The following is a 26,346-nucleotide window of genomic DNA, read 5'->3' as shown; positions in this document are numbered from 1 at the left end:
CGGCGCCGACCATGATGCAACCCCTGTACCTGCTTTTTTCCCTGGGTGAAGAACGCTATGCCCTGCCCACCGCCGAGGTGGCGATGGTGCTGCCGCTTTCGCCCTGCAAGGCCCTGCCTGGCGCGCCCGCCTGGGTGGCCGGCCTGCTGCCGCACGGCGGCGGCCATGTACCGGTGATCGACCTGTCCATGCTGGCACTGGGCCGGCCCGCGCCGGCGCGCGTGAGTACGCGGTTGGTGCTGGTGCATTACCACAACGGCGCGGCCGCGCCAGTGCTGCTGGGCCTGATCCTGGAGTGCGCCACCGAGACCTTGCGCGTCGACCCGGCCCGGTTCGTGCCGGCCGCCATCCGCAACGAGGGGGCGCCTTACCTGGGACCGGTCATGCCCTACCAGGGTGGATTGTTGCAGCGTGTGCAGGTCGGCGACCTGCTCGATGCGGCCACCCGCGCCTTGCTCTATCCCGAGGTGGCCGCATGAAGACCTTGCCGCTGATCGCCGACAAGCTCAAGTGCGCCATGGGCATGGACATGGCCACCGTCGGCAGCAGTCTGATCGAGCGCGTCGTGCGCGAGCGCATGGCGGCACTGGAGATCGATGACGATGGCCGCTATCTGGCGCGTCTGCATGGCTCGGCCGCCGAACTGCAAGCCCTGATCGAACTGGCGGTGGTGCCCGAGACCTGGTTCTTCCGCGACCGCGAAGCCATCCTGGCTGCGGCCCGTCTGGCATATGAGCGCCTGGCGTTGCAGCCGGAAGTGCCAGTGCGCATCCTCAGCCTGCCATGCTCGAGCGGTGAAGAACCGTATTCGCTGGCCATGGCGCTGCTGGACGCGGGCGTCCTGCCGGGACAGTTCGTCATCGATGCCTACGACATCCGCACCCGCTCGCTGGAGATCGCCGCGGCCGGCCTCTACGGACGCAATTCTTTCCGTGGTCATGACCTCGATTTTCGTGATCGCCATTTCACCCCGCTGGCGCAGGGGTGGCAACTGCATCAGGCGATTCGCCAGCAGGTCCGCTTTGCGCCCGGCAATCTGCTGGCGCCGGATTTCTTGCGCTACGCCGCACCTTACGATTTCATCTTCTGCCGCAACGTGCTGATCTATTTCGAGCGCGAAGTGCAGCGCCAGGTGGTTGCGCTGCTGGAGAGCCTCATGAAGCCCGATGCCCTGATCTTCGTCGGGCCGGCCGAAGGGGGTATCCTGCTCAGCCCGCGACTGCAATCGGCGGGTATTGCACTGGCCTTCGGTTTTCGCAAACGGGTGGCGCTTGAGCGGCCGGCCCGGCGCGAGCTTGTCGGGGTCGCAGCGCTGCCGCCTGTTACGCTGCCCGGCGCCGCGCGCCAGGCAGGTTCGGTGCAGCCGGCGGCGTCAGCGGCGTCAAGCCGGCTCCCCTTTACACCGGGCGAAGCGGCCGTGTCCGGCGCGGCTTCTCCCTCCTTGCTGGAGCAGGCCCGCCTGCTGGCCGATCAGGGACAGCTCGCCCAGGCCGCAGCCTTGTGCGAACAAGCCATCGGCGAGCAGGGGGCGAGTGCCGAGGCCTTCTATCTGCAAGGTCTGATCCACGATGCCGACGGTGACGCTGAACTGGCCCAGCGCTGCTATCGCAAGGTGTTGTATCTGGAACCTCAACACCAGGCGGCCTTGCTGCATCTGGCGGCCCTGCTGCAAGCCACAGGCGATGCCGCCGGCGCCGAGCGCATGCGCCAGCGCGCCGGGCGCGTGAGCCCGGCTGAGGAGAACCATCGTGACTGAGCCGACCATGACACCCTCCCGTGCCGACCTGCATGACTGCTGGAACCGCATCGGTATCAAGGGCGATGCCAGTTGCCCCGAGCTGGCGCATCACATCCGCTGCCTGAATTGCCCCACGTTTGCCCGCGCCGCCTTGCAACAGCTTGATCGGGCGCAGGCCTCGGCCGAGGTTGCGCAGCAGTGGCAGCACGCCGGCGTGGCCGCACATGAGCAGGAACAGGACCGCAGCGCCTTGGCCTCGGCCCTGGTGGTGCGCGTGGCCGGTGAATGGCTGGCCATCGCCACGTCGGTGGTGCAGGAGGTGACCGAGAGGCGCCTGCTGCACAGCCTGCCGCACCAGCGCAATAGCGCCATTGCCGGGGTGGTCAATGTCCGTGGCGCATTGCGTATTTGTGTCTCATTGGCACAGCTGTTCCAGTTACCCACCGGGGCGCCGGCGCCGCATCTGCTGGTGGCCTCGCTGGAAGGGCAGGTCCTGGTGTTCCCGGTGGAAGAGGTGGCGGGCGTGCATCGCTACGCCCACGACAGCCTCATGCCGGTGCCGACCACGCTGGCCCAGTCGGCCATCCAGTACACGCGCGGCATGGTGGAATGGCGGGGCCAGCCGATCGGCCTGCTGGACCATGAATTGCTGTTCTACGTACTCAACCGGAGCATGACATGAGTACGCCCGATCTCAGCCAGATGTCCATGCTGGACCTGTTCCGCTTCGAGGCGGAAAGCCAGATCGCCCAGCTCAACACCAGCCTGCTGGCGCTGGAGCAGCAGCCCACGGCCGCCGAGCATCTGGAAGCCTGCATGCGCGCCGGCCATTCGCTCAAGGGCGCGGCCCGCATCGTCGGCCTGGAAACGGCAGTCAAGGTGGCCCACGTGCTGGAGGACTGCTTCGTGCTGGCCCAGCAGGGCAAGCTGCAGCTGGAGAAAAGACACATCGATGTGCTGCTGCGCGGCGCCGACCTGCTGGGACGCATCGCCGCGCCGCCCGATGGCGACGAGGCCTGGGCCGATCAGGCCGGCAGCGCCGAAGTGCAGGCCTTCCTGCAGGCCTTGCCGGCCGTGATGAGCGGGGACGAAGTGGCGCCCTGGTCGGCACCGTCCGTGGCGATGCAGGCGGCGTTGGCGGCCGAGGCAGCAACGCAGACACCGGCACCGGTTCCCGCGGCGCCCCTGCAGCCGGGGCTGTCAGGCGCGGAGGGGACGCCCGTGCAGCCAGCTTCCCAGGCCGCTGCCGCACGCGCCGTGCGGGTCAGCCCGGAGAGCCTGGACCGGCTGCTGAGCCTGACTGGCGAATCGCTGGTGGAGTCGCGCCGCCTGAAGCATTTCTCGGCCAGCATGTTGCGCATGAAGCGGGTGCAGCGCGAGGCGGTGCAGGCGCTGGACCTGCTGCAACAGAAATTGTCGGGCAGCCAGCTCGATGAATTCGCCCAGACCACCCTGGCGGAATTGCGGACCCTGATGCAGACCAATCAGCAACTGCTGGGCGAGCAACTGATTGCGGTGGATGCCTTTGACCGGCGCTCGGTCAATCTTTCGCAACAACTGTACGACGAGGCATTGGCCTGCCGCATGCGGCCCTTCGCCGACGGCACAGCCGGGTTTGCCCGCATGGTGCGCGATGTCGGCCATGCGCTGGGCAAGTCGGTACGGCTGGAGATCAGCGGCAATGCCACCCAGATCGACCGCGACATCCTGGAGAAACTGGAAGCGCCGCTAGGTCACCTGCTGCGCAATGCGGTGGACCACGGTATCGAGGACTGTCCCACCCGCCGCGCCGCCGGCAAGCGCGAGCAGGGCGTGGTGCGGCTGGAGGCGCGCCACAGCGCCGGCATGTTGTTGATCGAGGTGTCCGACGATGGTGCCGGTATCGATCTGGAGGCACTGCGCCGCACGGTGGTCGCGCGCGGACTGGCCAACGAGGAGATCGCCGCGCGCCTGTCCGAGGCCGAACTGCTGGACTTCCTGCTGTTGCCCAGCTTCAGCCTGCGCGAGACCGTCACCGAGATTTCCGGACGCGGCGTCGGCCTGGACGTGGTGGCGGACATGCTCAAGCAGGTGCGCGGCACCATCCGTATCACCACGCGCGCCGGTCAGGGCAGCCGCTTTCTGCTGCAGCTGCCGTTGACGCTCTCGGTGATCCGCAGCCTGCTGGTGGAGATTGCCGGTGAACCTTATGCGTTTCCGCTGGCCTATGTGAATCGGACCCTGCGCTTGCCGGCCGAGACCTTGCAGACCCTGGAGGGTTACCCGCACTTCAGCCACGAAGGTCGCCAGGTCGGTCTGGTCAGTGCGCACCAGGCGCTGCAGCGTGGTCAGTGGCGCGCGCGGGATGGCAACGTCTGCGTGGTGGTCATCGGCCAGGACGAGCACAGCTATGGCGTGGCCGTCGATGCTTTCCTGGGCGAGCGCATGCTGGTGGTGCAGCCGCTGGATGCGCGCCTGGGCAAGATCCCCGACATCCTGGCCGGGGCGCTGATGGAAGATGGCGCGCCGTTGCTGATCCTGGATGTGGCCGACCTGCTGCGCACGGTGGAAAAGCTGACCGCTTCCGGGCGCCTGCAGACGGTCGATCAGGACGGCACCGACACGGCAGCGGTGGCCGTACGCAAGAAGGTGCTGGTGGTGGACGACTCCCTCACCGTGCGCGAACTGGAACGCAAACTGCTGACCAACCGGGGCTACCAGGTCACGGTGGCGGTGGATGGCATGGATGGCTGGAACGCCGTGCGTGCCGAGCATTTTGATCTGGTCATCACCGATATCGACATGCCGCGCATGGACGGCATCGAACTGGTCACCCTGATTCGCAGTGCCGTGCAACTGCAGTCGCTGCCGGTGATGATCGTGTCCTACAAGGACCGTGAAGAAGACCGGCAGCGCGGCCTGGCGGCCGGCGCCGATCATTATTTCACCAAGAGCAGTTTCCATGACGAAAGCCTGCTGCAGGCCGTCACGGATTTGATTGGAGAGGCCACAACGTGAAGATCGGCATCGTCAACGACACCCCGATGATGGTGGAAGTACTGCGCCGGGTGATTGCCGAAAGCGCCCGCCACGAACTGATCTGGATCGCCCGGGATGGCGAGCAGGCGGTGCAGATGTGTGCCTGGCAGTTGCCCGATGTGGTTCTGATGGATCTGCTCATGCCCCGGATGGATGGCGTGGAAGCCACCCGCCGCATCATGCAGGCCACGCCTTGCCCGATCCTGGTGGTGACCTCGGACATGGATACCAGCGCCGGCATGATCTACGAAGCCATGGGCCACGGTGCGCTCGACGCCACCCAGACCCCGGCCCTGATCGGTGCGGCCGGCAGGCGCGACGCGGCGGCCCTGATCGAGAAGATCGACAACCTCGGACGTCTGAGCCCGGAGGAAGTGGCGGCTCCCATCAGGGCGCCTTTGCGCGCACTGCCGCCGGTAACACATGGCGACCTGACGCCGCTGGTGGCCATCGGTGCGTCAGCGGGCGGGCCTTCGGCGCTGTCGACCTTGCTCAGACAGCTGCCGCGCGAGTTTCCCGGCAGCATCGTGATCGTGCAGCACATCGATGCGGCCTTCGCCCCCGGCATGGCGCAATGGCTGCAGCAACAGTCGGTACTGCGCGTGCGGCTGGCCGTGGAAGGCGACCTGCCCGGACGCGGCGAAGTCTTGCTGGCGGGCAGCAATCATCACCTGGTTTTCAAGGAGGGCTGCCGCCTGGGCTATGTCGAAGGCGCGCCTACGGATGTCTACCGGCCCTCGGTAGACGCTTTTTTCCACAGCATCGTGAGGCACTGGGACGGCCGTGCTACCGGCGTACTGCTCACCGGCATGGGCCGCGATGGCGCAGCCGGCCTGAAGGCGCTGCGCGAGAATGGCTACCACACGCTGGCGCAGGACCAGAAGAGCTGCGCCGTCTACGGCATGCCCAAGGCGGCCGTGGCGCTCAATGCCGCCGTCGACGTGCTGCCGGTCGGTGCCATGGCAGCGCGGCTGCAAGCCCTGTTGGCGCAGGCATGATGCCATTGAACAGAAGGAACGCATGATGAGTTTGGTGCCAGCGACTGACACGACGGGCGGCGGCCCCGGATTGCCAGCCGACGACTACAAGATCATGGTGCTGCTGGTGGACGACCAGGCTATGGTGGGCGAGGCGATCCGCCGTGCGCTGCTCAAGGAAGAGCATATCGACTTCCATTTCTGCACCCGTGCCGACGAAGCCCTGGCCGTGGCCGAAAAGACCCGTCCCACCGTGATCCTGCAGGACCTGGTGATGCCTGGGGTGGACGGCATGAGCCTGGTGCGCCAGTATCGCGCCAGTCCGGTGCTGGCCAATGTGCCCATCATCGTGCTGTCCTCGCGCGATGATCCCGAGGTCAAGCGCGACGCCTTTGCCGGTGGCGCCAATGATTACATGGTCAAGTTGCCGGATGTGATCGAACTGGTGGCGCGGCTGCGCTACCACTCGCGCTCCTACATCAATCTGCTGCAGCGGGACGAGGCATATCGCGCCCTGCGCGAGAGCCAGCAGCAGTTGCAGAAGACCAATTTCGAACTGCAGCGCCTGACCAATACCGATGGCTTGACCGGCATCGCCAACCGTCGCTACTTCGACGACTACCTCGGCGCAGAATGGCGCCGTGCGCGGCGTGACGGCTTGCACCTGTCGCTGCTGCTGATCGATGTGGATTTCTTCAAGCTCTACAACGACAGCTACGGCCATGTCGCCGGCGATGCCGTGTTGCGCCGGGTGGCGCAGACGCTGGACCACAGCATCCAGCGTCCGGCCGATCTGGCGGCGCGCTTCGGTGGCGAGGAATTTGCGATGATCCTGCCGCGCACATCCATCGAGGGCGCTCACGCCCTGGGCGAGAAACTGTGCCGGCTGATCGAGGCGAACCAGGTGCCGCATGCGGGTTCGCGGATCGGCCCCTGGCTCACCGTGAGCGTCGGCGCCGCCAGCATGGTGCCGTCAATGGAGCAGGACATCAGCGAATTGGTCGAGATGGCCGACTGGCGTCTCTACCTGGCCAAGCAGCGGGGCCGCAACCGGGTGGTCGGGCAGGATGGCTGACACAAGATCGAATGGAACTGAACGCAAGATTGAACCCAATGCTGCCTGCATCTGCATCTGCATCTGCAGCGCGCAGCGCTCACGATAACCCCAAGGGAAAGAAGCCAACATGCGCACCATCGCCAGTCTGGAAGAACTGAAATCACTGGCGGGCCAGGAAGTGGCCTGCAGCGAATGGATCACCATCACGCAAGAACAGGTGGATCGCTTTGCCGATGCTACCGGCGACCATCAGTGGATCCACGTCGATGCCCAGCGTGCGGCGCGCGAGCTGCCCTATGGCGGCACGGTGGCGCATGGCTTCCTGACGCTGGCGTTGCTGCCGCGCATGCTCTCCGAATCCATCAGTCTGGGCCCGGATGTGCGCATGCTGCTCAACTACGGTTTGAATCGCGTGCGTTTCCCGGCACCCCTGCCGGTGGGACGTCGGGTGCGCGGCGTGATTCGTCTGGAGTCCACCGAGGACATCCCCGGCGGTGTCCAGCTGGCCTGGCTCATCACGGTGGAGTGCGAAGGATCGGACAAGCCCGTGTGCGTGGCCGAATTTCTGGTGCGTCGCTATTGAGTGCATCCGTCTATCGCGCCTGCGCCGAAGTGATGTCTTTCTCACCGAAGCTCATGACGCTGTAGCTTGAGAACATCGTCCGGCATTGTCTGCACCGATTTTGCAGGAGGCCATGGCGCGAAGTTGTCATAAGGTGCTAATGTGCCATCATCCGGCAGCGGCAGTATGGTGTTGCCGCCGCGCACTTGCTGATCCTGTCGCTCATGATGTCAGAACGTCCGCCCCTATCCGTCGACGCCGATACCGAATCTTGCCGCAAGGCGCTCGCCTTTAACAACCAGACGCTTTCCTATATCGCGCGTGGCGCGCCGCTTGCGCAATTGCTGGACCGCATCGCCCGCGGCTTTTCGGCCAGCTATCCAGAGCGCGCGCTGGCCATCTTCCTGTTCGACCGCCACAAGCGGCGCATGAGCGTGGGCGCGGCACCGAGCCTGTTGCCGGCATTCCTGGCTGATCTGGTCGAGCTCGATGGGCTGGAGCCGGACACCCTGCCATTCTGGAATGGCTTGTCCGCGCTGGCTGCGCGTCATGGCTGTCGCCTGCTGGAAGTGCTGCCGCTGCGTTCCTTTGCCGGAGAACTCGCCGGCGTGCTGACCGTCTGCACGCCGGTCGATGCGCCGGCGGATGCATCGCATCTGGAGCAGGCCTACCGCGATACGGTCGGCGCAGCCGTGTCGATGGCCATGTTGTCCATCGAGCGCGCCCTCGTGCCATCCCATGCGCAGGTCAGCACTGAGCCCCCCGACGAGGCCAATGAACGCATGGCGCTGGCCATCGAAGGTAGCGGTACCGGCATCTGGGACCGCAATGCGGTCACTGGCGAGATCTACTATTCGCGCGGCTGGAAGGCCATTCTCGGCTATGAGGACTGGGAACTCTCCAGCCATCTGGAGGACGCCTACCTGCGCATCCATCCGGATGACCTGCCTTATGTGCAGGAGACGATCCGCCAGCATTTTGCTTCGCGCTCCGACACGTATCAGGTGGAGCACCGCATTCGCTGCCGCGATGGCAGCTACAAGTGGATCAGCAGCCGCGGCAAGGTGGTAGCCCGCGATGACCAGGGCAATGCCTTGCGCATGATCGGTACCACCACTGACATCACCGAGGTCAGGCAGCTCAACGAAAAACTGGCCAAGAGCAGCCGCATGCTCGATTACCTGACCAGTGAAATTCCCGGCATGGTGTTCCAGTTCCGGGTGCCGCCGGGCGGCCGTGGCTACTTCACCTACGTCAGCGAAGGCGCGCGCGAAACCTTGGGACTCTCGCCCCAGCAGTTGCTGGAGAACCCGACCATCGTGGATACCATGATCCATCCGGAAGATCTGCCGCGCTATGAAGCGGCGCGCCAGATGGCAACGGCCACAGGCTCGCACTGGATGCTGGAGTTTCGTGTCATCGTGTCCGGTCAGGGGGTGCGCTGGTTGCGCGGACAGGCGCGTCCGCGTCGCCTGGAGGATGGCACCACGCTGTGGCATGGCTTCATCAGCGACATCAGCCAGAGCAAAGCCTTTGAACTGGAACTGCGGGAATACGCCCTCACCGATTACCTCACCCAACTGCCCAACCGCCGTTGTTTCATGCAGCGCCTGCAGGAAGAGCACAGCCGCATTCAGCGCGGGGTGTGCGATACCGCAGCGGTGCTGATGTGCGATCTGGATCACTTCAAGCGCATCAACGACAGCCTGGGCCATGCGGTCGGGGACCAGGTGCTTAAGCATTTTGCACAGGTACTCCAGCGCCAGTTGCGCAAGTCGGATGCCGCCGGGCGCCTGGGGGGAGAAGAGTTCGCGGTGATCCTGTCCGGCGCCAACCTGCAGGCCGCCGCCGAATTTGCGATGCGCCTGCAGGCCAGCTGCGCCAGCCAGCCGCTGCTGCACGAAGGGAAGAAAGTCGAGGTCACGCTCTCCATCGGCATCTCACTGATGCAGGTGGACTCCGGCAGTCAGGAGCAGGTCCTGCGCGCCAGCGACGACGCCTTGTACCGCGCCAAGGAAAAAGGGCGCAACCGTGTGGAGTTTGCGCCCTTCGCCGATCCTTGACGGGGGATGCCGAGGCGGGCTGCGGCCCGCCTTCAGCGATCATCCGTCAGCGTTTTTCATACTGGCTTTTGCCGAACAGCAATTCCTTGGCCTTGTCGTCGTGCAGCGGCTTGCGCTTGTCGGCCAGCACGGTCACGCCGCGTTGCACGGCCGGACGGGCGTTGATGGCATCGAACCAGCGTTTGACGTTGGGGAAGTCCGCAAGATCGATGCCCTGGTTCTTGTGCGAACGGGTCCAGGGGAAGCAGGCGATGTCGGCGATGGTGTAATTGTCGCCGGCCAGGTAGGCATGCAGGCCCAGCTGCTTGTCCATCACCTGGTACAGGCGGCGCGCTTCATTGCTGTAGCGGTTGACGGCGTACTCGATCTGTTCCGGCGCATACAGGCGGAAGTGGTGCGCCTGGCCCAGCATCGGCCCCAGGCCGCCCATCTGGAACATCAGCCACTGCAGCACTTCATACTTTTCGCGCACGGTTTCGCCCAGGAAGCGGCCGGTCTTGCCGGCCAGGTAGACCAGGATGGCGCCGGACTCGAACAGAGAGATCGGCGCACCGTCCGGACCCTCGGGATCGACGATGGCGGGGATCTTGTTGTTGGGCGAGATCTTCAGGAATTCGGGCGTGAACTGGTCGCCGGCGCCGATATCGATGGCATGCGCGGTGTAGGGCAGTCCGCATTCTTCCAGCATGATGTGAACCTTGTGGCCATTCGGGGTGGCCCAGCTGTAGACGTCGATCATGGATTTCCTTTTTTGCGTGTCGTGTTGAGGGGGGAGGTCACGGAACGTAAAACGATATAAATGCTATGAATCATTTGTGCGCCGACGGCATTACAGCCTGGCCAGCCGGTCCAGCGCCAGTTGCAGCGTCTCTTCCTTCTTGGCGAAGCAGAAGCGCACGATGCCCGATTCCCTGGGCGTGTTGTAGAAGGCCGATACCGGGATGGCGGCCACACCAATCTCGCTGGTGAGCCACTTGCAGAACTCGGCCTCGGGCAGGTCCGAGATGGCGCCGTACTTCACGCACTGGAAATACGTGCCCTGCGAGGGCAGCAGCTCGAAACGGGTGTTGGCCAATCCTGAGCGGAAAAGATCACGTTTCTTCTGATAAAACGCCGGCAAGTCCAGGTACGGTGCCGGATCCTTCATATATTCGGCCAATGCGTACTGAACCGGGGTATTGACGGTAAAGACGTTGAACTGGTGGACCTTGCGGAATTCAGCGGTCAGCGCAGCAGGCGCTGCCACATAGCCGACTTTCCAGCCGGTGACGTGATAGGTCTTGCCGAAGCTGGAATTGATGAAGCTGCGCTCGGCCAGTTCCGGGTGGCGCGCCAGCGATTCGTGCGGCTGGCCGTCGAAGACCATGTGTTCGTACACCTCGTCGGAAAGGATCAGGATGTCGGTGCCGCGCACGATATCGGCCAGCGCCGCCACGTCGGCCGCGCGCATGACGCTGCCGGTCGGGTTGTGCGGGGTGTTGACCATGATCATGCGGGTCTTGGGCGTAACGGCAGCCTGGACCTTGGCCCAGGGAATGCTGTAGCCGGCCGCGCCCACTTCCATCTGCACGAACACCGGCACACCGCCGGCCAGCTCGATAGCCGGGACGTAGCAGTCGTAGACCGGTTCGATCACGATGACTTCATCGCCCGGATGCACGGCGCACAGCACCGAGGTCAGGATGCCTTGGGTGGCGCCGGCGGTGACCGTGATTTCGGCGACCGGATCATAGCGATGACCGTACAGCCGCTCGACCTTGGCGGCGATGGCTTCGCGCAGCGGCAGCACGCCGGCCATGGGGGGATACTGGTTCAGGCCGTCCTGCATGGCCCGGGTGACGGCATCCACCAGCGCCGGATCGCAATGGAAATCGGGGAAACCCTGCCCCAGGTTGACCGCGCCTTTTTCGCTGGCCAGGGCCGACATGACGGTGAATATGGTGGTGCCGACCTTGGGCAGCTTGGTGACGATGTTGGGGGTGCTCATTGCAGCGGGCTCGTTCTTGTGATGATCGCAAGCCCGTTATTCTAGCCGGATTCGCCGCACCGTTCAGGTCGCCGGATCAAGGAAGGCATCGGCGCGCCAGAGCTGCGGCGGCACGATGGCAAAGAGGCCGCGCTTGACGGTACGCTTGCCCAGCTTCAGGACCGCCTTGTCCTTGCTCACCAACACATGCGCCTGGCATTGCAGGGCCAGTTCGAGGAATTTCTGGTCGTCGCGGTCGGTGCAGACAGGCAGGCCGAAGGTGTTGACCTGAGCCAGCGGCAGGCATTGCAGCAGACGGTCGAATTCGGCGCAGATGGCCGGCTTGGTCTCGGGCGTGACCGGCAGGTGCGGATAGTCCAGCACGGCCAGCCACTCGCTGCGGCAATCCTCGCGGGTATAGGCCTGGACCGTGCCTTGCTCCAGCGCCGCCTGCAAGGCGGCCCAGCGCGGGTCGCGGAAGACGAACAGGTCCAGGCAGACGTTGGTGTCCAGCACCACGCGCTGGCGCCCGGCAGGGGCGCCGGCGGATGTGGCGGCGGGAAGGGGAAGCGGGGAGGTGAGGGAAGGTGTTGCCGGGATGCTCATTGAAGAAGTGAAAACTAATTGTCGATGCCACGTTGGCCGGGCGGTGGCGCTTCTTTCTGGCTGAAGAGGTCGCCGCCTGCCTCGAGCGCATCATACCCCTGATCGGTGACGCGCCAGAAATTGTGCATGTCCACCGCCGCCAGTCCGCGGTCATAGAGCAGGCGCAGATGATGCAGGATCACCTCCGGCGCCACCTGCCCGGGCAGCGCGCTCTGGATCTTTTCCACGTCGCCGTAGAGGGTGCCGAAGGATGCCAGTTGCTTCAGGATTTCGCCCATGAGGGCTTTGTCGCGTTTCATGATCTCCTCCTTGCCGGTGCATTGTAGACAGCAAAATCTGGGCAAAGTGCCGACATTGTGTCAACGCAAGTTTGCTGTTGGCCGGCTGCAGCTCACTTTGGGCATGTCTCGTCCGTGTTGGCTTGTTGATTAACGGCAAGTTGGCTGGCGAACTTGAATCCGCCGCCTTGGCGGCCTTGGGAGCGGGCGCGGCCGGCAGTGCTGGCGCCACGGCCGCGCGGGAGACGGGCTTGCTCATTGGCTTGCTCATCGGTTTGAGTTGCGGCCTGGCCTGGGGGGCGGGCGGCGGCGCCAGTGGTCGCGCCGCCGTCGAGGACGGGGCTGAGGCTGCGTGCGGGGCGTGCTGAGAGCGGTCCAGCTTGAAGATGCTCACCAGATCCGACAACCTGGCCGCCTGCTCCTGCAGCGATCCGGCTGCGGCAGCGGCTTGTTCCACCAGCGCCGCATTCTGCTGGGTCACCTGATCCATTTGCGTGATGGCCAGGTTGACCTGTTCGATGCCACCGCTTTGCTCGGTACTGGCCGAGCTGATTTCGCCGACGATATCGGTGACCCGGCGCACGCTGGCCACCACTTCGGTCATGGTGCTGCCGGCCTGTTCCACCAGGCGACTGCCGGCATCGACCTTGGTCACGGAATCATCGATGAGCGCCTTGATCTCCTTGGCCGCGGCAGCCGAGCGCTGGGCCAGCGAACGCACTTCCGAGGCCACCACGGCGAAGCCGCGTCCCTGCTCGCCGGCCCGCGCCGCTTCCACGGCGGCGTTGAGCGCCAGGATATTGGTCTGGAAGGCGATCCCATCGATCACGCTGATGATGTCCACGATCTTGCGCGAGGACGCATTGATGGCGCCCATCGTATCGACCACCTGCGCGACCACGCTGCCGCCCTGGGTCGCCACGTCCGAGGCCGAATGCGCCAGCTGGTTGGCCTGGCGGGCGTTGTCGGCATTCTGCTTGACGGTGGAGGTGATCTCTTCCATGGCCGAGGCGGTCTCTTCGAGCGAACTGGCCTGTTGCTCGGTGCGGGTGGACAGATCGAGGTTGCCGCTGGCGATTTCGCGCGAAGCGGTATTGATGGTATCGGTGCCTTCGCGCACCTGCGTCACGATGCGCAGCAGGCTGTCGTTCATGGCCTTGAGCGAGCGCATCAGGTGGCCGGTTTCATCGCGCCCGCCGGGCCGGATCTGCACCGTCAGGTCGCCCTCGGCCACGCGTTCGGCCACGTGCATGGCATCCTGCAGCGGCCGCGAGACGATGCGCGCCACCCACGTCGCCAGCAGCAGGCCCAGGCCGATGCAGGCCACCAGCAGCAGGCTGATCAGCAGGCGCGAATTCTCGTAGCGGAGCTGGGCATCCTGGTCGGTTTTCTCACTGGCCGCGATGTTGATGGCAACGGCCTTGTCCATGTTGTCGAACAGGCGCAGGTAGACCGGTGTCATTTGTTTCATCAGAAGATCGCGCGCCTCCTCTGTCTTCTGGGCGCGCACCAGCCCGGCCAGCTCCTGATGCTGCCGGGTGAAGGCCGCCAGGTCGGTCTTGATGGCAGTGAAGTAGCCGCGCTCGGCCTCCATGTTGACCAGCGGCTCGTACTTCTCCAGCGTCTTGTTGAGGCCATCCAGAAGCTCGCTGACCATCTTTTCGTTGGCGTCCACGCTGCCTTCGTTGCCCGGCAGCATGTGCTGCAACTGCAGGGTGCGAATGCGCGCCAGGGCGACCTTGGCTTCCAGGGGATAGCGCACGCTGGGCAGGGAGTTGGTCGCGATCTCCGTGGAGGCGTCATTCACGCGCGACAGTTGCACGATGGAAAAAATGCCCTGGATGGCGGTCAGCAGCAGGATGGCGGTGAAGGTCAGCAGCAGTTTGCGGGCGATGCGCAGATCATGGAACCAGTTCATGGCGTGTCCTCGTTGTGAGAGCGGATCGGATACGGCGCGCGGCAAGGCAGGCGGGAAGCCGGACGCGGCAGGGCCGGTAGCGGTTACCTGTCATCACGTCCAACGCTTCAGTGTAGGAGCCGCATGGCAGAGATCAAAGGCCCAACAGCCGGCTTTTTGCCGTCCAACTGTTCATATCGCCTCCAAACCGGGCGTGTGCGCGCGCAAGCGCCGCGCTTTGGGTATCATGACGGCCACCTTGTCTGAACCTGATCATTGGATGACCCCCTCATGCTGATTGTTTTGTCTCCCGCCAAGTCGCTGGACTATGACACGCCTCCCACTACCGACATCCACACCACACCGGCTTTCGTGCCGCGCTCGGCTGAGCTGATCGAGGTCCTGAAGACCAAATCGCCGGCCGAGATCGGCAGTCTCATGGGTATTTCCGACCAGTTGGCGGTGCTGAACGTGAACCGCTATGCCAGCTGGTCGCGCAAGTTCACCACCAAGAACGCCAAGCAGGCGGTACTGGCCTTCAATGGCGACGTCTACGAGGGCCTGGATGCGGCCTCGCTCAACGCCACGCAGCTGGATTATCTGCAAGGCCACGTGCGCATCCTCTCCGGCCTCTACGGCATGCTGCGCCCGCTGGACCTGATGCAGCCGTATCGCCTGGAGATGGGCACCAAGCTGGCCAATCCGGGGGGCAAGGATTTGTACGCCTTCTGGGGCAACGAGATCACCGAGGCGCTCAACGCCGAACTGGCCGCGCAGAAGGCGCCGGTGCTGGTGAACCTGGCCTCGGAAGAATATTTCAAGGTCGTCAAGCCCAAGCTGCTCAAGGCCCAGGTGATTTCCCCAGTGTTCGAGGACTGGAAGGGGGGCAAGTACAAGATCATCTCCTTCTACGCCAAGCGCGCGCGCGGACTGATGGCGCGCTATGCCGCCCAGAAGAACATCAGCCAGCCCGAAAAGCTCAAGGCCTTCGACGTGGAGGGCTATGCCTTCGCGCCCGAGGCGTCCACCGAGAGCCAGTGGGTGTTCCGCCGCAGGCTGGAAGGCTGAACGCGCCGCCCGCCGGGATCAGGCGGGCTGCTTCGACTGGCCAATAAAAAACCCTCGCCATCTGCATGGCGAGGGTTTTTTGTTGAGGCTTGCGTATGCGTGTATGCGCGTGTGCCGGGCTTACCAGACCTTCCACCACGGCTTGGCCTTGGGCTTGGGACCGCCGTTGTACCAGGGGCTGTTGGGGTAGGTGGCCTGGATGATGCGTTCGGTGTCTTCCTTCAGCTTGGTCTGGCCCAGGGCTTCGTAGGAGCGCATCAGGATGAACAGGGCCTCTTCGTTGGCCGGCGAATCCGGATACTGCTTGATGGCGGCCTGGGCGCGGTTGGCCGCTGACACGTAGGCGCCACGACGGAAGTAGTAGTTGGCCACATGGACGTCGTACTGGGACATGGCATTGACCAGGTATTTCATGCGGGCAATGGCGTCCGGGGTGTACTTGCTGTCCGGGAAACGTTCGGCCAGCAGCTTGAACGAATCGAAGGCGTCACGCATGGCCTTGGGATCGCGTTCGGTGTTGTCCTGGTCGGTGAAGGTGTCGAAGATGGTGGTGCGATCATTGAAGTTGATCAGGCCACGCAGGTAGTACATGTAGTCGACATTGGGGTGGTTCGGGTGCAGCTTGATGAAGCGATCCACCGCCGCCAGGCCCTGTGCCTGCTCGTTCTGGCGGTAGTAGGCGTAGGCGATGTCCATCTGCGCCTGCTGGGCGTAGGTACCGAACGGGTAGCGCGATTCCAGCTTCTCGAAGTACTTGATGGCCTTGTCGTAGCCGCCGGCATTCAGTTCATCCTTGGCTTCCGAGTATAATTTCGCGGCAGACCAGCCGACCGTCTCGTCTTTTTGTTCCGGCAAGAGGCCGCAGGCGGTCAGCGAGAGGGCAAAACCGATGATGAAGAACTTCAATAAGATTTTGTGCATGACTCTTGTGTGCTTGTCTGGGACTATCAGTTGTGCATGGCGCCAAGCGCCTACCCGAGCCGGCTGCATCGATACCCGAAATACAATCAACCCGATCCGGCGATTATAGCTGATGTCACGTAAGAAACCCCTTCCGATTACAAATGGCGATGAGCCTGTAAAGAACGCCCTCCCGCCAGAGGACGATTTCGATGACGGCGAGCAGGCCGACGAAAGCGCCACTGGCCTGGAGCGCCTGAGTTTCCGCCTCGACGATGAGGTCATCGGCCAGCGGCTGGACAAGGTATTATCCGGCCTCATGCCCGAATTTTCGCGCAGCCGCATCCAGCAATGGATCGAGGACGGCCATGTGACCGTCGACGGTGCCCCCGCCAAGGGCAAGATGACCATGCTGGGCGACGAGCTGGTGGAGGTCGCCCCCCAATCGGTGCCGGCCGAGCAGCCCTATGCGCCCGAGGCCATGGAGCTGGACATCCTGCATGAGGACAAGTCCATCATCATCCTGAACAAGCCGGCGGGTCTGGTGGTGCATCCCGCCGCCGGCAACTGGAGCGGCACGCTGTTGAACGGCTTGTTGCATCATTGCCCGGCCCTGGTCAATGTGCCGCGCGCGGGCATCGTGCACCGGCTGGACAAGGAAACCAGCGGCCTGATGGTCGTGGCCAAGACCCTGGCCGCCCAGACCGACCTGGTGCGTCAGTTGCAGGCGCGCAGCATGAAGCGCCAGTACCTGGCTCTGGTGTGGGGCCTGCCCCAGCTTTCCGGCACCATCAACGCGCCGATGGCGCGCCACCCGCGCGACCGCATCAAGATGGCGGTATCCCAAAGCATGCGGGCCAAGCCGGCCGTGACCCATTACCGTCGCCTGGCCACGGGCGAGATCGACCGCAAGCCGGTCAGCCTGGTGCATTGCCGCCTGGAAACCGGGCGTACGCACCAGATCCGCGTGCACCTGCAATCGCTGGGCTTCGCGCTGGTGGGCGATGCGCTCTACGGCAAGCAGCACCTGGCGTCCATCTTCCCGCGTCAGGCACTGCTGGCGGGGCGCCTGGGACTGGTGCACCCGACCTCGGGCAAGTTCCGTCAATGGGCCGCGCCCTTGCCGGAAGACATCGTGGCCTTGCTCCAGCGTGCCAGGATCGACCCGGCTCTGGCGGTGATCCCCGAGATGAGCGAAGAAGCCGATCCCGTCCTGGGCGACTATGACGAAGACGATGACGACTATTGACCGGGTCCGCCCATGGAGCTGCTGATCCCCGACTGGGCGGCACCGGCCAACATCGGTGCCCTGACCACCCTGCGTGCCGGCGGCTTCAGCCCCGCGCCTTACGGCGACGGGCAGGGCGGCCCGGGTCTGAACCTGGGCACCCACGTGGACGATGACCCGGCGCTGGTCGCCCGCAATCGCGCGCTGTTGCGCCGCCTGTTGCCGGCCGAGCCGGCCTGGCTGACGCAGGTGCATGGGGTGAACGTGCTGGACGCGGCCGCGCTGCCCGCTCAGCCCACCGCCGATGCCTGCATCAGCAGCACGCCCGGCGCGGTGTGCGTGATGATGACGGCCGATTGCCTGCCGGTCCTGTTCTGCGACCGCGCCGGCACCGTGGTGGGTGCGGCCCATGCCGGCTGGCGCGGGCTGGCGGCCGGTGTACTGGAGCAGACCGTGGCGGCCATGCGCGCGCGTGGCGCCCACGACATCCTCGCCTGGCTGGGACCAGCCATCGGGCCCGGGCATTTCGAGGTCGGCGGCGAGGTGCGCGAGGCATTCCTGGATCAGCAGGCCGGGGCGCAAAGCGCCTTCCGGGCTTATCCGGGGCGCCCCGGCAAGTATCTGGCCGACATCTATGCGCTGGCGCGCCAGCGGCTGGCGAAGGTGGATGTGCATGAGGTCAGCGGCGGCGGCCTGTGTACTGTGGCCGATCCGCGGTTCTATTCCTATCGCCGCGACAAGACCACCGGGCGCATGGGCTCGCTGATCTGGCTCAAGTGAATCAAGTGAAATCGGGCGAAAACTTCACCTCGAGATGATCCTGCTTGGCCTCGACGACGCAATGGCGGCTTAATGGCGGCTTTCCTGAGCCGCCATTTTTCATGATGCTTCATATGTGCCCTTGCAAAGCCAGGATCAGTTCGCGCGTATGCCCCGGCAAGCCTTCCAGCCCGCGCACGCAGATGAGCAGCTGGCGCCGGCTCCAGCCGTCGGTGAGCGGGATGGCGCGGATGTCCATGTGGGTGGCACAGGCCCGGGCGGCCGTTTCGGGTATCACCGCCACCCCGACCTGATGCTCCACCATGCGGCAGATGCCGTCGAAGCTGCGTAGCCGCACGCGGTATTGCAGGCGCGGCCCGGCACGCGTGGCGTGGCCCGAAAGGTGCTGCTGCAAGGCGCTGTCACCGGACAGCCCGACGAAATCCTCGCCCAGCAATTCACTGAAGGCCAGCGATTTGCGCCGTGCCAGCGGATGTTTCTTCGAGAGCACGGCCACCAGGTGATCCTGGCGGAAGGGATAGGTCTGCAAGGGACCGCTGTCGGCCGAGTCGGCGATGATGCCCACATCGGCGATGCCGTCGACCACCGCCTGTACCACTTCATAGCTGAGCTTTTCTTCCAGTTCGATATCGGTGTGGGGATGCCGCGCCAGAAAGCGCGCCAGCACCTCCGGCAGGAATTCGGTCATGGCCGAGGTATTGCAGAGCAGCCGGATATGACCCTTCAGGCCCTGCGTATACTGGCCCAGCTCATCGCGCAGTTGCGCCATCTGCTGCGCCATCATGCGCGCGTGATGGGCCAGCGCGCGCCCGGCGTCGGTGGTCTGCACGCCCCGCCGGCCTCGCTCCAGCAGGGGCGTGCCCAGTGCATCCTCCATGTTGCGGATGCGAGCACTGGCCGATGCCAGCGCCATGTGGGCGCGTTCGGCGCCCGCAGTAATGCTGCCGCTTTCGACGATGTGCAGGAAAAGACGCAGGTCGGACAGTTCGAAGCGTTGGCTCATCGGCGTGCAGGGGCAGGGGGGAAGGAAAGGGGCTCGGTGTCACACTGAGCCTTCGGCCAGGCCGAAGGCTGGCTAAGTGTATTCCACATTTCCAGCGCGGGCGAGGACTGGCAGACTGGGAAACCTTGCTATCCCGCTGTCCCGTCATCCGGTCTTAGTCCTGCCATGCCCAGCCTGCTTTCCCTTGTCGACATGAATGCCACCGTGCTTGCCGTGAGCCTGGCGGTATTCCTGCTGGCCGGCTTCGTCAAGGGCGTGATCGGCCTGGGCCTGCCGACGGTGGCGGTCGGATTGCTGAGCCTGGTGATGCCGCCGGTGCAGGCGGCGGCGCTGCTGATCCTGCCTTCCATGGTGACCAATGGCTGGCAACTGGCCACCGGCGGTGCCTTGCTGACGCTGGTGCGTCGCCTGTGGAGCCTGCTGGCGGGCATCATCGCCGGGACGCTGGCCGGTGCCGGATTCATGGGCGCCGATGGCGGCCGCCGCGCCATCATCGGGCTGGGCCTGGCGCTGATGCTGTATGCACTCGCGGGCCTGGCGGCGTGGACGCCCACGGTACGGCCTCGTCATGAGCCGTGGTGGTCACCCGTGGTAGGTCTGCTCACGGGGCTGGTCACTGCCGCCACCGGGGTGTTCGTGATCCCGGTGGTGCCTTACCTGCAGGCGCTGGGGTTGCCGCGCGACCAGCTGATCCAGGCGCTGGGGCTGTCCTTCACGGTCTCCACGATCGCCCTGGCGGTCAACCTGGGGCAGGGAGGAGCCTTCAGTACAGGCGTAGGCTGGGCCTCGCTGGTCGTGTTGCTGCCGGCCTTGCTCGGCATGGCGCTGGGCACCCGCGTGCGCGCGCTGGTGCGGGCTGCTACCTTCCGTCGCTGCTTCTTCATCGGCTTGCTGCTGCTGGGGCTGCATCTGGCCTGGCATCTGCCTGATCTGTTCGGGGCGGGCCGATGAGATTCCCGTGCGAGCGCCCTTGCGGCTGGCAGATCGAAGGGCCCAGGCAAGGCCGGGCCAATGAGGTGCATGTCTACGCCTGGCTTGACGGCGGCATGATCGCCATGCTTGATTGTGAGTTACGTGAGTGTGGCGATCTGAAGTTACGTATGGCCTATGTGTCGCCACCCTGGCGCGGATCGGCCGTGCTGCGCGACATGCTTGCCGTACTGAAACCCCGGTATCGACAGATCGCCTTGCGGCGGTCAGTGCGGCGCGCCGGGGCGCGCAGCTGATTTGCTGAGTTTTACAGCGCACCCACAGCGCATGATGCAGTGCGCAAACCTGCGCTGCTGAAGGTTTCCGGGCTCACGACAATAGGGCGCGGTGATAGGGTTTTCTAAGTTTTCGGGAGCGCTGCTGACGCGCTCCCGGCGTCATGGCGCGGGCCTGCGCGGCTTGTCGTCGGTGATGTCGGGCTCGTGTTTAGCGGAACGGTCATCTTTGTTTTCTTCCTTGCGGGCCGCTGTCAATTTCTTCATCTTTTGACGATTCCGCTTGCGTTGCGGCGTACCCATCAGGTATAAAACGATGGTCAGCGGAATTATCCCGTACAGCAGGAAAGTGGCGATGCCAGCGATCGCTGACTGTTCGGTGATCGACATCATGAAGACGACGTAGAGCCATGCGATAGCGACGATGATCATGGTGAAATGACGCTTCGAGACAAACCATAACGATACGCGAAAATTGCAGATCCGAGCATGAACAAGCAGAATCCGCAGCAACCCTCTCCCGATGTATCCGCGTGGCTGGCACAGATGTCCGATCCCAAGTTCTGGACCTCGCTGCAGTCCCAGTTCCAATCCCAGTTCGACCAGTTCAAGTCGCATTTGCCACCCATGCCCGCGATGGCCGGGATGCCGCAGATGGCAGGCTTCCCGGGTGGCGCCGTGCCGCCGGGCGGCGGACAGATCGATCCTTCCGCGTTGCTCAGGCAGCTCGGCGAGATGGGCGCCACGCTCGATCCCGCCGACCTGCTGCGATTGCAGCAGGACTACACCCGCGAGTTCGGCGAGCTGTGGCAATCGATGCTGGCCGCCAAGACGCCGACCATCACCGATCGCCGCTTGTCGGCGCCGGCCTGGCACGAACATCCTTACTTCGCATTCCAGGCCGCCGCCTACCAGTTGAATTCGCGCTTCCTGCTGGCCCTGGCCGATGCGGTCAAGGGCACCGAGAAGGTGCGCCACAAATTGCGTTTTGCGGTGCAGCAGATGATTGATGCGATGTCGCCCGCCAACTTCCTGGCCACCAATCCGGTAGCACAGCAGAAGATCCTGGAGACGCGCGGCGAGAGCCTCACCCAGGGCATCGCGCAATTGCTGGCGGACCTGCAGAAGGGCCACATCTCGCAGACTGATGAAACCGCCTTCGAGGTGGGCCGCGACGTCGGTGCCAGCGCCGGGTCCGTGATCTTCGAGAACGAACTGTTCCAGCTGATCCAGTACACGCCGCTGACCAAGACCGTGCATGCGGTGCCGCTCCTGATCGTGCCGCCGTGCATCAACAAGTTCTACATCCTCGACCTGCAGCCGCAGAATTCGCTGGTGCGCTATACGGTGGAGCAGGGCCATACGGTGTTCCTGATTTCCTGGCGCAATGCCGATGCGACGGTCGAGACCGCCACCTGGGACAATTATGTGGACGACGCCGTGGTGCGCTCCATCCACATCGTCCAGGAAATCAGCAAGCAGCCACAGATCAATGCCCTGGGCTTCTGCGTGGGCGGCACCATCCTCTCCTGCGCGCTGGCCCTGCTGGCCGCGCGTGGCGAAGATCCGGTGTCGAGCCTGACCTTGCTGACCACGTTCCTGGATTTTTCCGATACCGGCGCCATCGATGTCTATATCGACGAGATGCAGCTGGCCTTGCGCGAACAGATGATCGGCCAGCGCGGCCTGATGGCCGGGCGCGATTTTGCCAGCGCCTTCTCCAGCCTGCGTCCCAACGACCTGTTGTGGAACTACGTCGAATCCAATTACCTCAAGGGCGAGAAGCCCAGCGCCTTCGACCTGCTGTACTGGAACGCCGACAGCACCAACCTGCCCGGGCCGATGTTCTGCTACTACCTGCGGCACATGTACCTGGAGAACGCGCTCAAGGAACCCGGCCGCCTCACCGTGGGCGGCGAGAAGATCGACCTGCGCAAGATCAGCGCACCGGCCTTCATCTACGCCTCGCGCGATGACCACATCGTGCCCTGGAAATCAGCCTATGCCTCGCTGGAGCTGATCAATACCGGCAAGCGCAGCAACAACCGTTTCGTGCTGGGCGCTTCGGGCCATATCGCCGGCGTGATCAATCCGGCGTCCAAGAACAAGCGCAATTACTGGGTCAATGACAAGGCCAAGGCGGGCAGCGATGCCGATACCTGGATGGCCGGCGCGACCGAGCATCCAGGCAGCTGGTGGGGTGAGTGGGCGGCGTTCCTGGCCAAGCATGGCGGGCGCAAGGTGGCTGCACCCAAGAGCCCGGGTTCGACGCGCTACAAGCACATCGAACCGGCACCGGGGCGTTACGTGAAGGTCAAGGCCGACCAACTGGTGGGCTGAAGAAATCTGCCAGCCGGCCAGGGGGCATGACAGAAGCCGGCGGCATCGATAAAAAGAGGGCGGTGACCCACGCGGGACTGCCGACAGAGAGAGACGGCCAGCAGCGCATCCGCGGCGCGGCCCGGCCTGACAAGATAAAGGAGCGCCCTTCGCGCGAAGGGCCTCCACCAATGCGGCGCAAAGCAGACGCGAAAGAGGGGAGCAGGGCGTACCCCAACAAATCACCATCCCTATAGGAGGCAACATAATGAGCAAGCGTATCGCATATGTGACCGGCGGCATGGGCGGCATCGGAACCGCCATCTGCACTCGTCTGTGCAAGGACGGATATACCGTGGTGGCCGGCTGCGGTCCCAATTCCACCCGCAAGGACACCTGGCTGGCGACCATGCGCGGCCACGGCTTTGACATCCACGCTTCCGAAGGCAACGTCTCGGACTGGGAATCCACCAAGGCCGCCTTCGAGAAGGTGCGCGCCGAGATCGGCGAAGTGGACGTGCTGGTCAACAATGCCGGCATCACCCGTGACGGCCAGTTCCGCAAGATGAGCAAGGCGGACTGGGATGCGGTCATCGACACCAACCTGAATTCGCTCTTCAACGTTACCAAGCAGGTCATCGAAGGCATGTGCGAGCGCGGCTTTGGGCGCATCATCAACATCTCCTCGGTCAACGGCCAGAAAGGCCAGTTCGGCCAGACCAACTACTCGACCGCCAAGGCCGGCATCCACGGCTTCACCATGGCGCTGGCGCAGGAAGTGGCGACCAAGGGCGTGACCGTCAACACCGTCTCGCCGGGCTATATCGGCACTGACATGGTGCGTGCGATCCGTCCGGAAGTGCTGGAGAAGATCGTCTCGGGCATTCCCGTCAAGCGCCTGGGCGAGCCGGAGGAAATCGCCTCCATCGTCGCCTGGATCGCTTCGGCCGAAGGCGGTTACGCCACCGGTTCGGACTTCTCGCTCAACGGCGGCCTGTACATGGGCTGATGCCGTAGCGCAGGGCCACGCTTGCGGTGCAGCGCCGCATCCGTGGCCATTTTTTTGTGCTGTCTTTGCGCTGTCTTGTATTGCGGGCTGGGATTTTGTCACTCTTGCACGATAGCGCTCCCCTTTTGGTGGTCTTCGCCCCTATAATGGCCTGCGTTGCTGCCCTGCAAAATGCAGGACGAACACAGTAGAAGAAGCAAGGAGAGGACAGCGCAATGTCCCGGACGCCTGCGGGTGAGGACTGCATCGAAGCCACCCGCCACCGCTGCAAACCAAGGCCGGCAAGACGGCTGCAATGAGAGAGAGACTGGACTTCAGATGACTACTGCAAAAAATTCGGCAGATCGCTTGATCAAGAAATACCCCAACCGCCGTCTGTACGATACCCAGACCAGTTCCTACATCACGCTGACTGACGTCAAGCAACTGGTGCTGGACAATGAAGAATTCACCGTGGTCGATGCCAAGAGCGGCGACGACCTGACCCGCAGCATTTTGCTGCAGATCATCCTGGAAGAAGAGTCGCATGGCGTGCCGATGTTCTCCAGCAGCGCGCTGTCGCAGATCATTCGTTATTACGGCCATGCCATGCAGGGCATGATGGGCAACTACCTGGAAAAGAACATCCAGACCTTCATCGACATCCAGAACAAGCTGGCCGAGAATTCCAAGGGCTTCTATGAGGGCAAGCCCTTCAGCCCCGAGATGTGGACCCAGTTCATGAACGTACAGGGTCCGATGATGCAGGGCATGATGAGCAACTACATCGAGCAGAGCAAGAACCTGTTCATCCAGATGCAGGAGCAGATGCAGAGCCAGACCAAGAACATGTTCGGTACCTTCCCCTTTGGCAATCCGGGCACGCCGCCGGATCAGAAGAAGTAAGCGGCGCTTCTGTCGGGAGGCTCATGCCTCCCCACTTTCAGTATCCCATTGGGACAATTCATGATGCAGGATTAACTAGAACCCATTTCATAAATAGGCGTGAGTGCGAGCGAGTCCCGTTTGGGATGAAGTGCAAGGCGCGAATTTGGGTCAAGACTGGGCGTCTTGACCCAAATTCGTAACGCAGCAATTCGCCCAAACGGGCCGCTCCCTGCGGGTTCTGTCCAGAAAGGGCGCTGGCCGCGTTGCGCTCCTTGCGTGTGGCACCGCCACACGACGCGTCGCGCGCCTTGCCAGCGCCCTTTCTGGACAGAACGCATCTCACGCCTATTTATGAAATGGGTTCTAGCTAGGATCACGACCATCTTTTGGCATCTGCCAATTCCTAAGGTGGTCATGACTAAAGTTAGAAAAGTTCCTTACTACGCGATGAAACGCTCTTTGTTTCGCGACGAAGTTTGGAGGGAATATATTGGTTCAGCGGGCGCTGTTCCTATCATTACATCCCAGACAGTATCTTATGAGCGGCTTGCTCCTGGTGAGCCGCTTCCTTCCAGTACACCAAAATCTGCCAACCCACCGAAGCAAACAAAACAGCAATTGAGGGAAGCGAAAGTGGATGCAGCACGTCAGCAAGCTCTTGCTGGCGTCCAAAAAAATCAACAGTCTCCAAAACAAAAATACGTTAAAGAATTGATGCCTAAGCTTCTCGAAGCTGAGGAGAGTGAGAATCTTCCTGAATTTGATCTTCAGGATGTCCCGGGCGCAATGGATAAAAAAGGGTGGGTTGTTGCTGCAAAGCTCGCACGACGTTGGTTCGGCAATCCAAAGCTGATCTGGAACAATGATAAGAAAGCTGAATTGTTCGTCGATGATGCTTCCGTCACGCTAGATTGGGTTCGCACCTTTGGACTTGTTGAATGGGAATACCAAAGCCTGCTCTCCGATAAGATTTACAACGACTCTGCCCTTAACGAACTGAAAATAAAATTAAAACCAATCCTGGAGAAAAATTTTCAGGCCGTTACCAGCTTGGGATTTGAAACGGCACTTTGCCTGAACAATTTGCATCGCTTTCATTTGGACTGGAATTTCCAGCATGTTGATATCGCGAATTACAAAACGCTGACTAAATCCCTCGCAATGACTGATTTAACAGCGGCTTTTGGCAAACTTCGGCATTTATGTCGCCATTGGACGGGTAGAAGTCACAGGAGAAAAATACTTTAGATATGACAATAAAAACAAAATAAAAACTTACTGTATTGATCCACGAGTGTTTGTTACTCATCTCTATGTCTACGTCAAAGACAATTACTCATTTAATGATGATCCACACTCGCAGAAAACCCAATATCTTGGTCATTGGAACAAGAACGGGATGATTGTCACCATCGGCGGAAAAGTCAGTGATTTCATTGATGGTAAACAGTCGCTGGTTCATACCGATATGGGCAATTCAAAACATGTCGAGACCATCATTCATTGGGACTACCTCGTTGAAAAAGCGCTGGACAAGGTTGTCGATGCAAGGCGAGGAATAATCCGCAAATTCAAAGAGGAAGATATCTACTTCCCGGTCTTTAATCAAAACTTCAATGAGTGGAGGGAGAAACACAATCGCGGTGGTGATTTCTGGATATTTTCCAAGCCTAAATACATAAAGCTGGCAAATCCCATTGAATTCTCACTGGAGACCTTATGCAGGCAACCAGAAAAAATGTGAAGAGATATTGGAATAGCCCCTTGAATCTCAGGACACGAAGACTCTCTTAAAATAGAGGATA

25 protein-coding genes are annotated in these 26,346 nt (G+C 62.8%); 17 read left to right on the top strand and 8 right to left on the bottom strand.

Annotated features, from left to right (window positions below):
- Positions 1–11 precede the first annotated feature (11 nt).
- The 8 genes from AACH55_RS15835 to AACH55_RS15800 all read left to right on the top strand — a co-directional run bounded on the left by AACH55_RS15835 (position 12) and on the right by AACH55_RS15800 (position 9,415).
- Positions 12–479 carry a chemotaxis protein CheW gene (locus tag AACH55_RS15835; RefSeq protein WP_338715627.1) on the top strand — a complete coding sequence of 156 codons (468 nt, stop codon included), beginning with the start codon at positions 12–14 and terminating at the stop codon, positions 477–479.
- Positions 476–1,756: a CheR family methyltransferase gene (locus tag AACH55_RS15830; protein ID WP_338715626.1), complete on the top strand. Its 1,281-nt coding sequence runs from the start codon at positions 476–478 to the stop codon at positions 1,754–1,756. The genes AACH55_RS15835 and AACH55_RS15830 overlap by 4 nt, the downstream gene beginning before the upstream one ends.
- The gene (locus tag AACH55_RS15825; RefSeq protein WP_338715624.1) at positions 1,749–2,420 is read left to right on the top strand and encodes a chemotaxis protein CheW; all 672 of its coding nucleotides are present in this window, start codon (positions 1,749–1,751) and stop codon (positions 2,418–2,420) included. The genes AACH55_RS15830 and AACH55_RS15825 overlap by 8 nt, the downstream gene beginning before the upstream one ends.
- The gene (locus AACH55_RS15820; protein WP_338715622.1) at positions 2,417–4,735 is read left to right on the top strand and encodes a hybrid sensor histidine kinase/response regulator; all 2,319 of its coding nucleotides are present in this window, start codon (positions 2,417–2,419) and stop codon (positions 4,733–4,735) included. Before AACH55_RS15825 ends, AACH55_RS15820 begins: the two co-directional genes overlap by 4 nt.
- Positions 4,732–5,754 carry a chemotaxis response regulator protein-glutamate methylesterase gene (locus AACH55_RS15815; protein ID WP_338715619.1) on the top strand — a complete coding sequence of 341 codons (1,023 nt, stop codon included), beginning with the start codon at positions 4,732–4,734 and terminating at the stop codon, positions 5,752–5,754. The genes AACH55_RS15820 and AACH55_RS15815 overlap by 4 nt, the downstream gene beginning before the upstream one ends.
- A gap of 22 nt (positions 5,755–5,776) precedes the next feature.
- The gene (locus tag AACH55_RS15810; RefSeq protein WP_338715617.1) at positions 5,777–6,808 is read left to right on the top strand and encodes a diguanylate cyclase; all 1,032 of its coding nucleotides are present in this window, start codon (positions 5,777–5,779) and stop codon (positions 6,806–6,808) included.
- A 109-nt stretch (positions 6,809–6,917) separates the two neighbouring features.
- Positions 6,918–7,373, top strand: coding sequence for a MaoC family dehydratase (locus tag AACH55_RS15805; protein WP_338715615.1), 456 nt, complete (start codon positions 6,918–6,920; stop codon positions 7,371–7,373).
- A 203-nt stretch (positions 7,374–7,576) separates the two neighbouring features.
- The gene (locus AACH55_RS15800; protein ID WP_338715614.1) at positions 7,577–9,415 is read left to right on the top strand and encodes a diguanylate cyclase; all 1,839 of its coding nucleotides are present in this window, start codon (positions 7,577–7,579) and stop codon (positions 9,413–9,415) included.
- Between the two features lie 46 nt (positions 9,416–9,461).
- On the opposite strand, the gene AACH55_RS15795 is transcribed toward AACH55_RS15800, so the two are convergent.
- The 5 genes from AACH55_RS15795 to AACH55_RS15775 all read right to left on the bottom strand — a co-directional run bounded on the left by AACH55_RS15795 (position 9,462) and on the right by AACH55_RS15775 (position 14,183).
- Positions 9,462–10,154, bottom strand: coding sequence for a glutathione binding-like protein (locus AACH55_RS15795; RefSeq protein WP_338715613.1), 693 nt, complete (start codon positions 10,152–10,154; stop codon positions 9,462–9,464).
- Positions 10,155–10,244: 90 nt separating this feature from the next.
- A complete protein-coding gene (locus AACH55_RS15790; RefSeq protein WP_338715611.1) occupies positions 10,245–11,402 on the bottom strand; it encodes a pyridoxal phosphate-dependent aminotransferase in 1,158 nt (385 codons plus the stop codon).
- A 63-nt stretch (positions 11,403–11,465) separates the two neighbouring features.
- Positions 11,466–11,987 (bottom strand): putative toxin-antitoxin system toxin component, PIN family, encoded by a 522-nt coding sequence (locus AACH55_RS15785; protein ID WP_338715610.1) that lies wholly within the window; start codon positions 11,985–11,987, stop codon positions 11,466–11,468.
- A 14-nt stretch (positions 11,988–12,001) separates the two neighbouring features.
- Positions 12,002–12,244, bottom strand: a complete 243-nt coding sequence (locus AACH55_RS15780) for a hypothetical protein (RefSeq protein WP_338720316.1) — start codon at positions 12,242–12,244, stop codon at positions 12,002–12,004.
- Positions 12,138–14,183, bottom strand: a complete 2,046-nt coding sequence (locus AACH55_RS15775) for a methyl-accepting chemotaxis protein (protein ID WP_338715608.1) — start codon at positions 14,181–14,183, stop codon at positions 12,138–12,140. Before AACH55_RS15775 ends, AACH55_RS15780 begins: the two co-directional genes overlap by 107 nt.
- Before the next feature lie 270 nt (positions 14,184–14,453).
- Between AACH55_RS15775 and yaaA the strand changes: the two genes are divergently transcribed.
- Positions 14,454–15,230, top strand: a complete 777-nt coding sequence (gene yaaA, locus AACH55_RS15770; protein WP_338715606.1) for a peroxide stress protein YaaA — start codon at positions 14,454–14,456, stop codon at positions 15,228–15,230.
- A gap of 120 nt (positions 15,231–15,350) precedes the next feature.
- Here the strand turns inward: yaaA and AACH55_RS15765 are convergent, their stop codons facing one another.
- Positions 15,351–16,151 (bottom strand): outer membrane protein assembly factor BamD, encoded by an 801-nt coding sequence (locus AACH55_RS15765; RefSeq protein ID WP_338715604.1) that lies wholly within the window; start codon positions 16,149–16,151, stop codon positions 15,351–15,353.
- Between the two features lie 112 nt (positions 16,152–16,263).
- Here AACH55_RS15765 and AACH55_RS15760 point away from each other — a divergent pair, with 112 nt between their 5' ends.
- Together AACH55_RS15760 and pgeF are read left to right on the top strand one after the other, a co-directional pair.
- Positions 16,264–17,379 (top strand): RluA family pseudouridine synthase, encoded by a 1,116-nt coding sequence (locus tag AACH55_RS15760; RefSeq protein WP_338715602.1) that lies wholly within the window; start codon positions 16,264–16,266, stop codon positions 17,377–17,379.
- A gap of 12 nt (positions 17,380–17,391) precedes the next feature.
- The gene (gene pgeF / locus AACH55_RS15755; RefSeq protein ID WP_338715601.1) at positions 17,392–18,138 is read left to right on the top strand and encodes a peptidoglycan editing factor PgeF; all 747 of its coding nucleotides are present in this window, start codon (positions 17,392–17,394) and stop codon (positions 18,136–18,138) included.
- 109 nt (positions 18,139–18,247) lie between these two features.
- Here pgeF and AACH55_RS15750 read toward each other — a convergent pair whose 3' ends face one another.
- The gene (locus AACH55_RS15750) at positions 18,248–19,141 is read right to left on the bottom strand and encodes a LysR substrate-binding domain-containing protein (protein ID WP_338715599.1); all 894 of its coding nucleotides are present in this window, start codon (positions 19,139–19,141) and stop codon (positions 18,248–18,250) included.
- A gap of 165 nt (positions 19,142–19,306) precedes the next feature.
- On the opposite strand from AACH55_RS15750, the gene AACH55_RS15745 reads away from it, so the two are divergent.
- Positions 19,307–20,092, top strand: coding sequence for a sulfite exporter TauE/SafE family protein (locus tag AACH55_RS15745; protein WP_338715597.1), 786 nt, complete (start codon positions 19,307–19,309; stop codon positions 20,090–20,092).
- Positions 20,093–20,508: 416 nt separating this feature from the next.
- Here AACH55_RS15745 and AACH55_RS15740 read toward each other — a convergent pair whose 3' ends face one another.
- Positions 20,509–20,778 carry a hypothetical protein gene (locus AACH55_RS15740; RefSeq protein ID WP_338715595.1) on the bottom strand — a complete coding sequence of 90 codons (270 nt, stop codon included), beginning with the start codon at positions 20,776–20,778 and terminating at the stop codon, positions 20,509–20,511.
- Positions 20,779–20,835: 57 nt separating this feature from the next.
- Here AACH55_RS15740 and phaC point away from each other — a divergent pair, with 57 nt between their 5' ends.
- The 5 genes from phaC to AACH55_RS15715 all read left to right on the top strand — a co-directional run bounded on the left by phaC (position 20,836) and on the right by AACH55_RS15715 (position 26,285).
- Positions 20,836–22,686: a class I poly(R)-hydroxyalkanoic acid synthase gene (phaC, locus tag AACH55_RS15735; RefSeq protein ID WP_338715594.1), complete on the top strand. Its 1,851-nt coding sequence runs from the start codon at positions 20,836–20,838 to the stop codon at positions 22,684–22,686.
- A gap of 247 nt (positions 22,687–22,933) precedes the next feature.
- On the top strand, positions 22,934–23,674 hold the full coding sequence (locus tag AACH55_RS15730; RefSeq protein WP_338715593.1) for a 3-ketoacyl-ACP reductase: 741 nt from the start codon (positions 22,934–22,936) through the stop codon (positions 23,672–23,674).
- A 318-nt stretch (positions 23,675–23,992) separates the two neighbouring features.
- A complete protein-coding gene (gene phaR, locus AACH55_RS15725) occupies positions 23,993–24,559 on the top strand; it encodes a polyhydroxyalkanoate synthesis repressor PhaR (protein WP_338715592.1) in 567 nt (188 codons plus the stop codon).
- Positions 24,560–24,955: 396 nt separating this feature from the next.
- On the top strand, positions 24,956–25,789 hold the full coding sequence (locus AACH55_RS15720) for a DUF6402 family protein (protein WP_338720314.1): 834 nt from the start codon (positions 24,956–24,958) through the stop codon (positions 25,787–25,789).
- On the top strand, positions 25,725–26,285 hold the full coding sequence (locus AACH55_RS15715; protein WP_338715591.1) for a DUF6402 family protein: 561 nt from the start codon (positions 25,725–25,727) through the stop codon (positions 26,283–26,285). The genes AACH55_RS15720 and AACH55_RS15715 overlap by 65 nt, the downstream gene beginning before the upstream one ends.
- Positions 26,286–26,346 lie beyond the last annotated feature (61 nt).

It is taken from the genome of Herbaspirillum sp. DW155 (assembly GCF_037076565.1).
Lineage (GTDB): Bacteria > Pseudomonadota > Gammaproteobacteria > Burkholderiales > Burkholderiaceae_D > Herbaspirillum.
The sequence above is the reverse complement of the archived record's forward strand: the minus strand, read 5'-3'. Positions and strand labels throughout refer to the sequence as shown.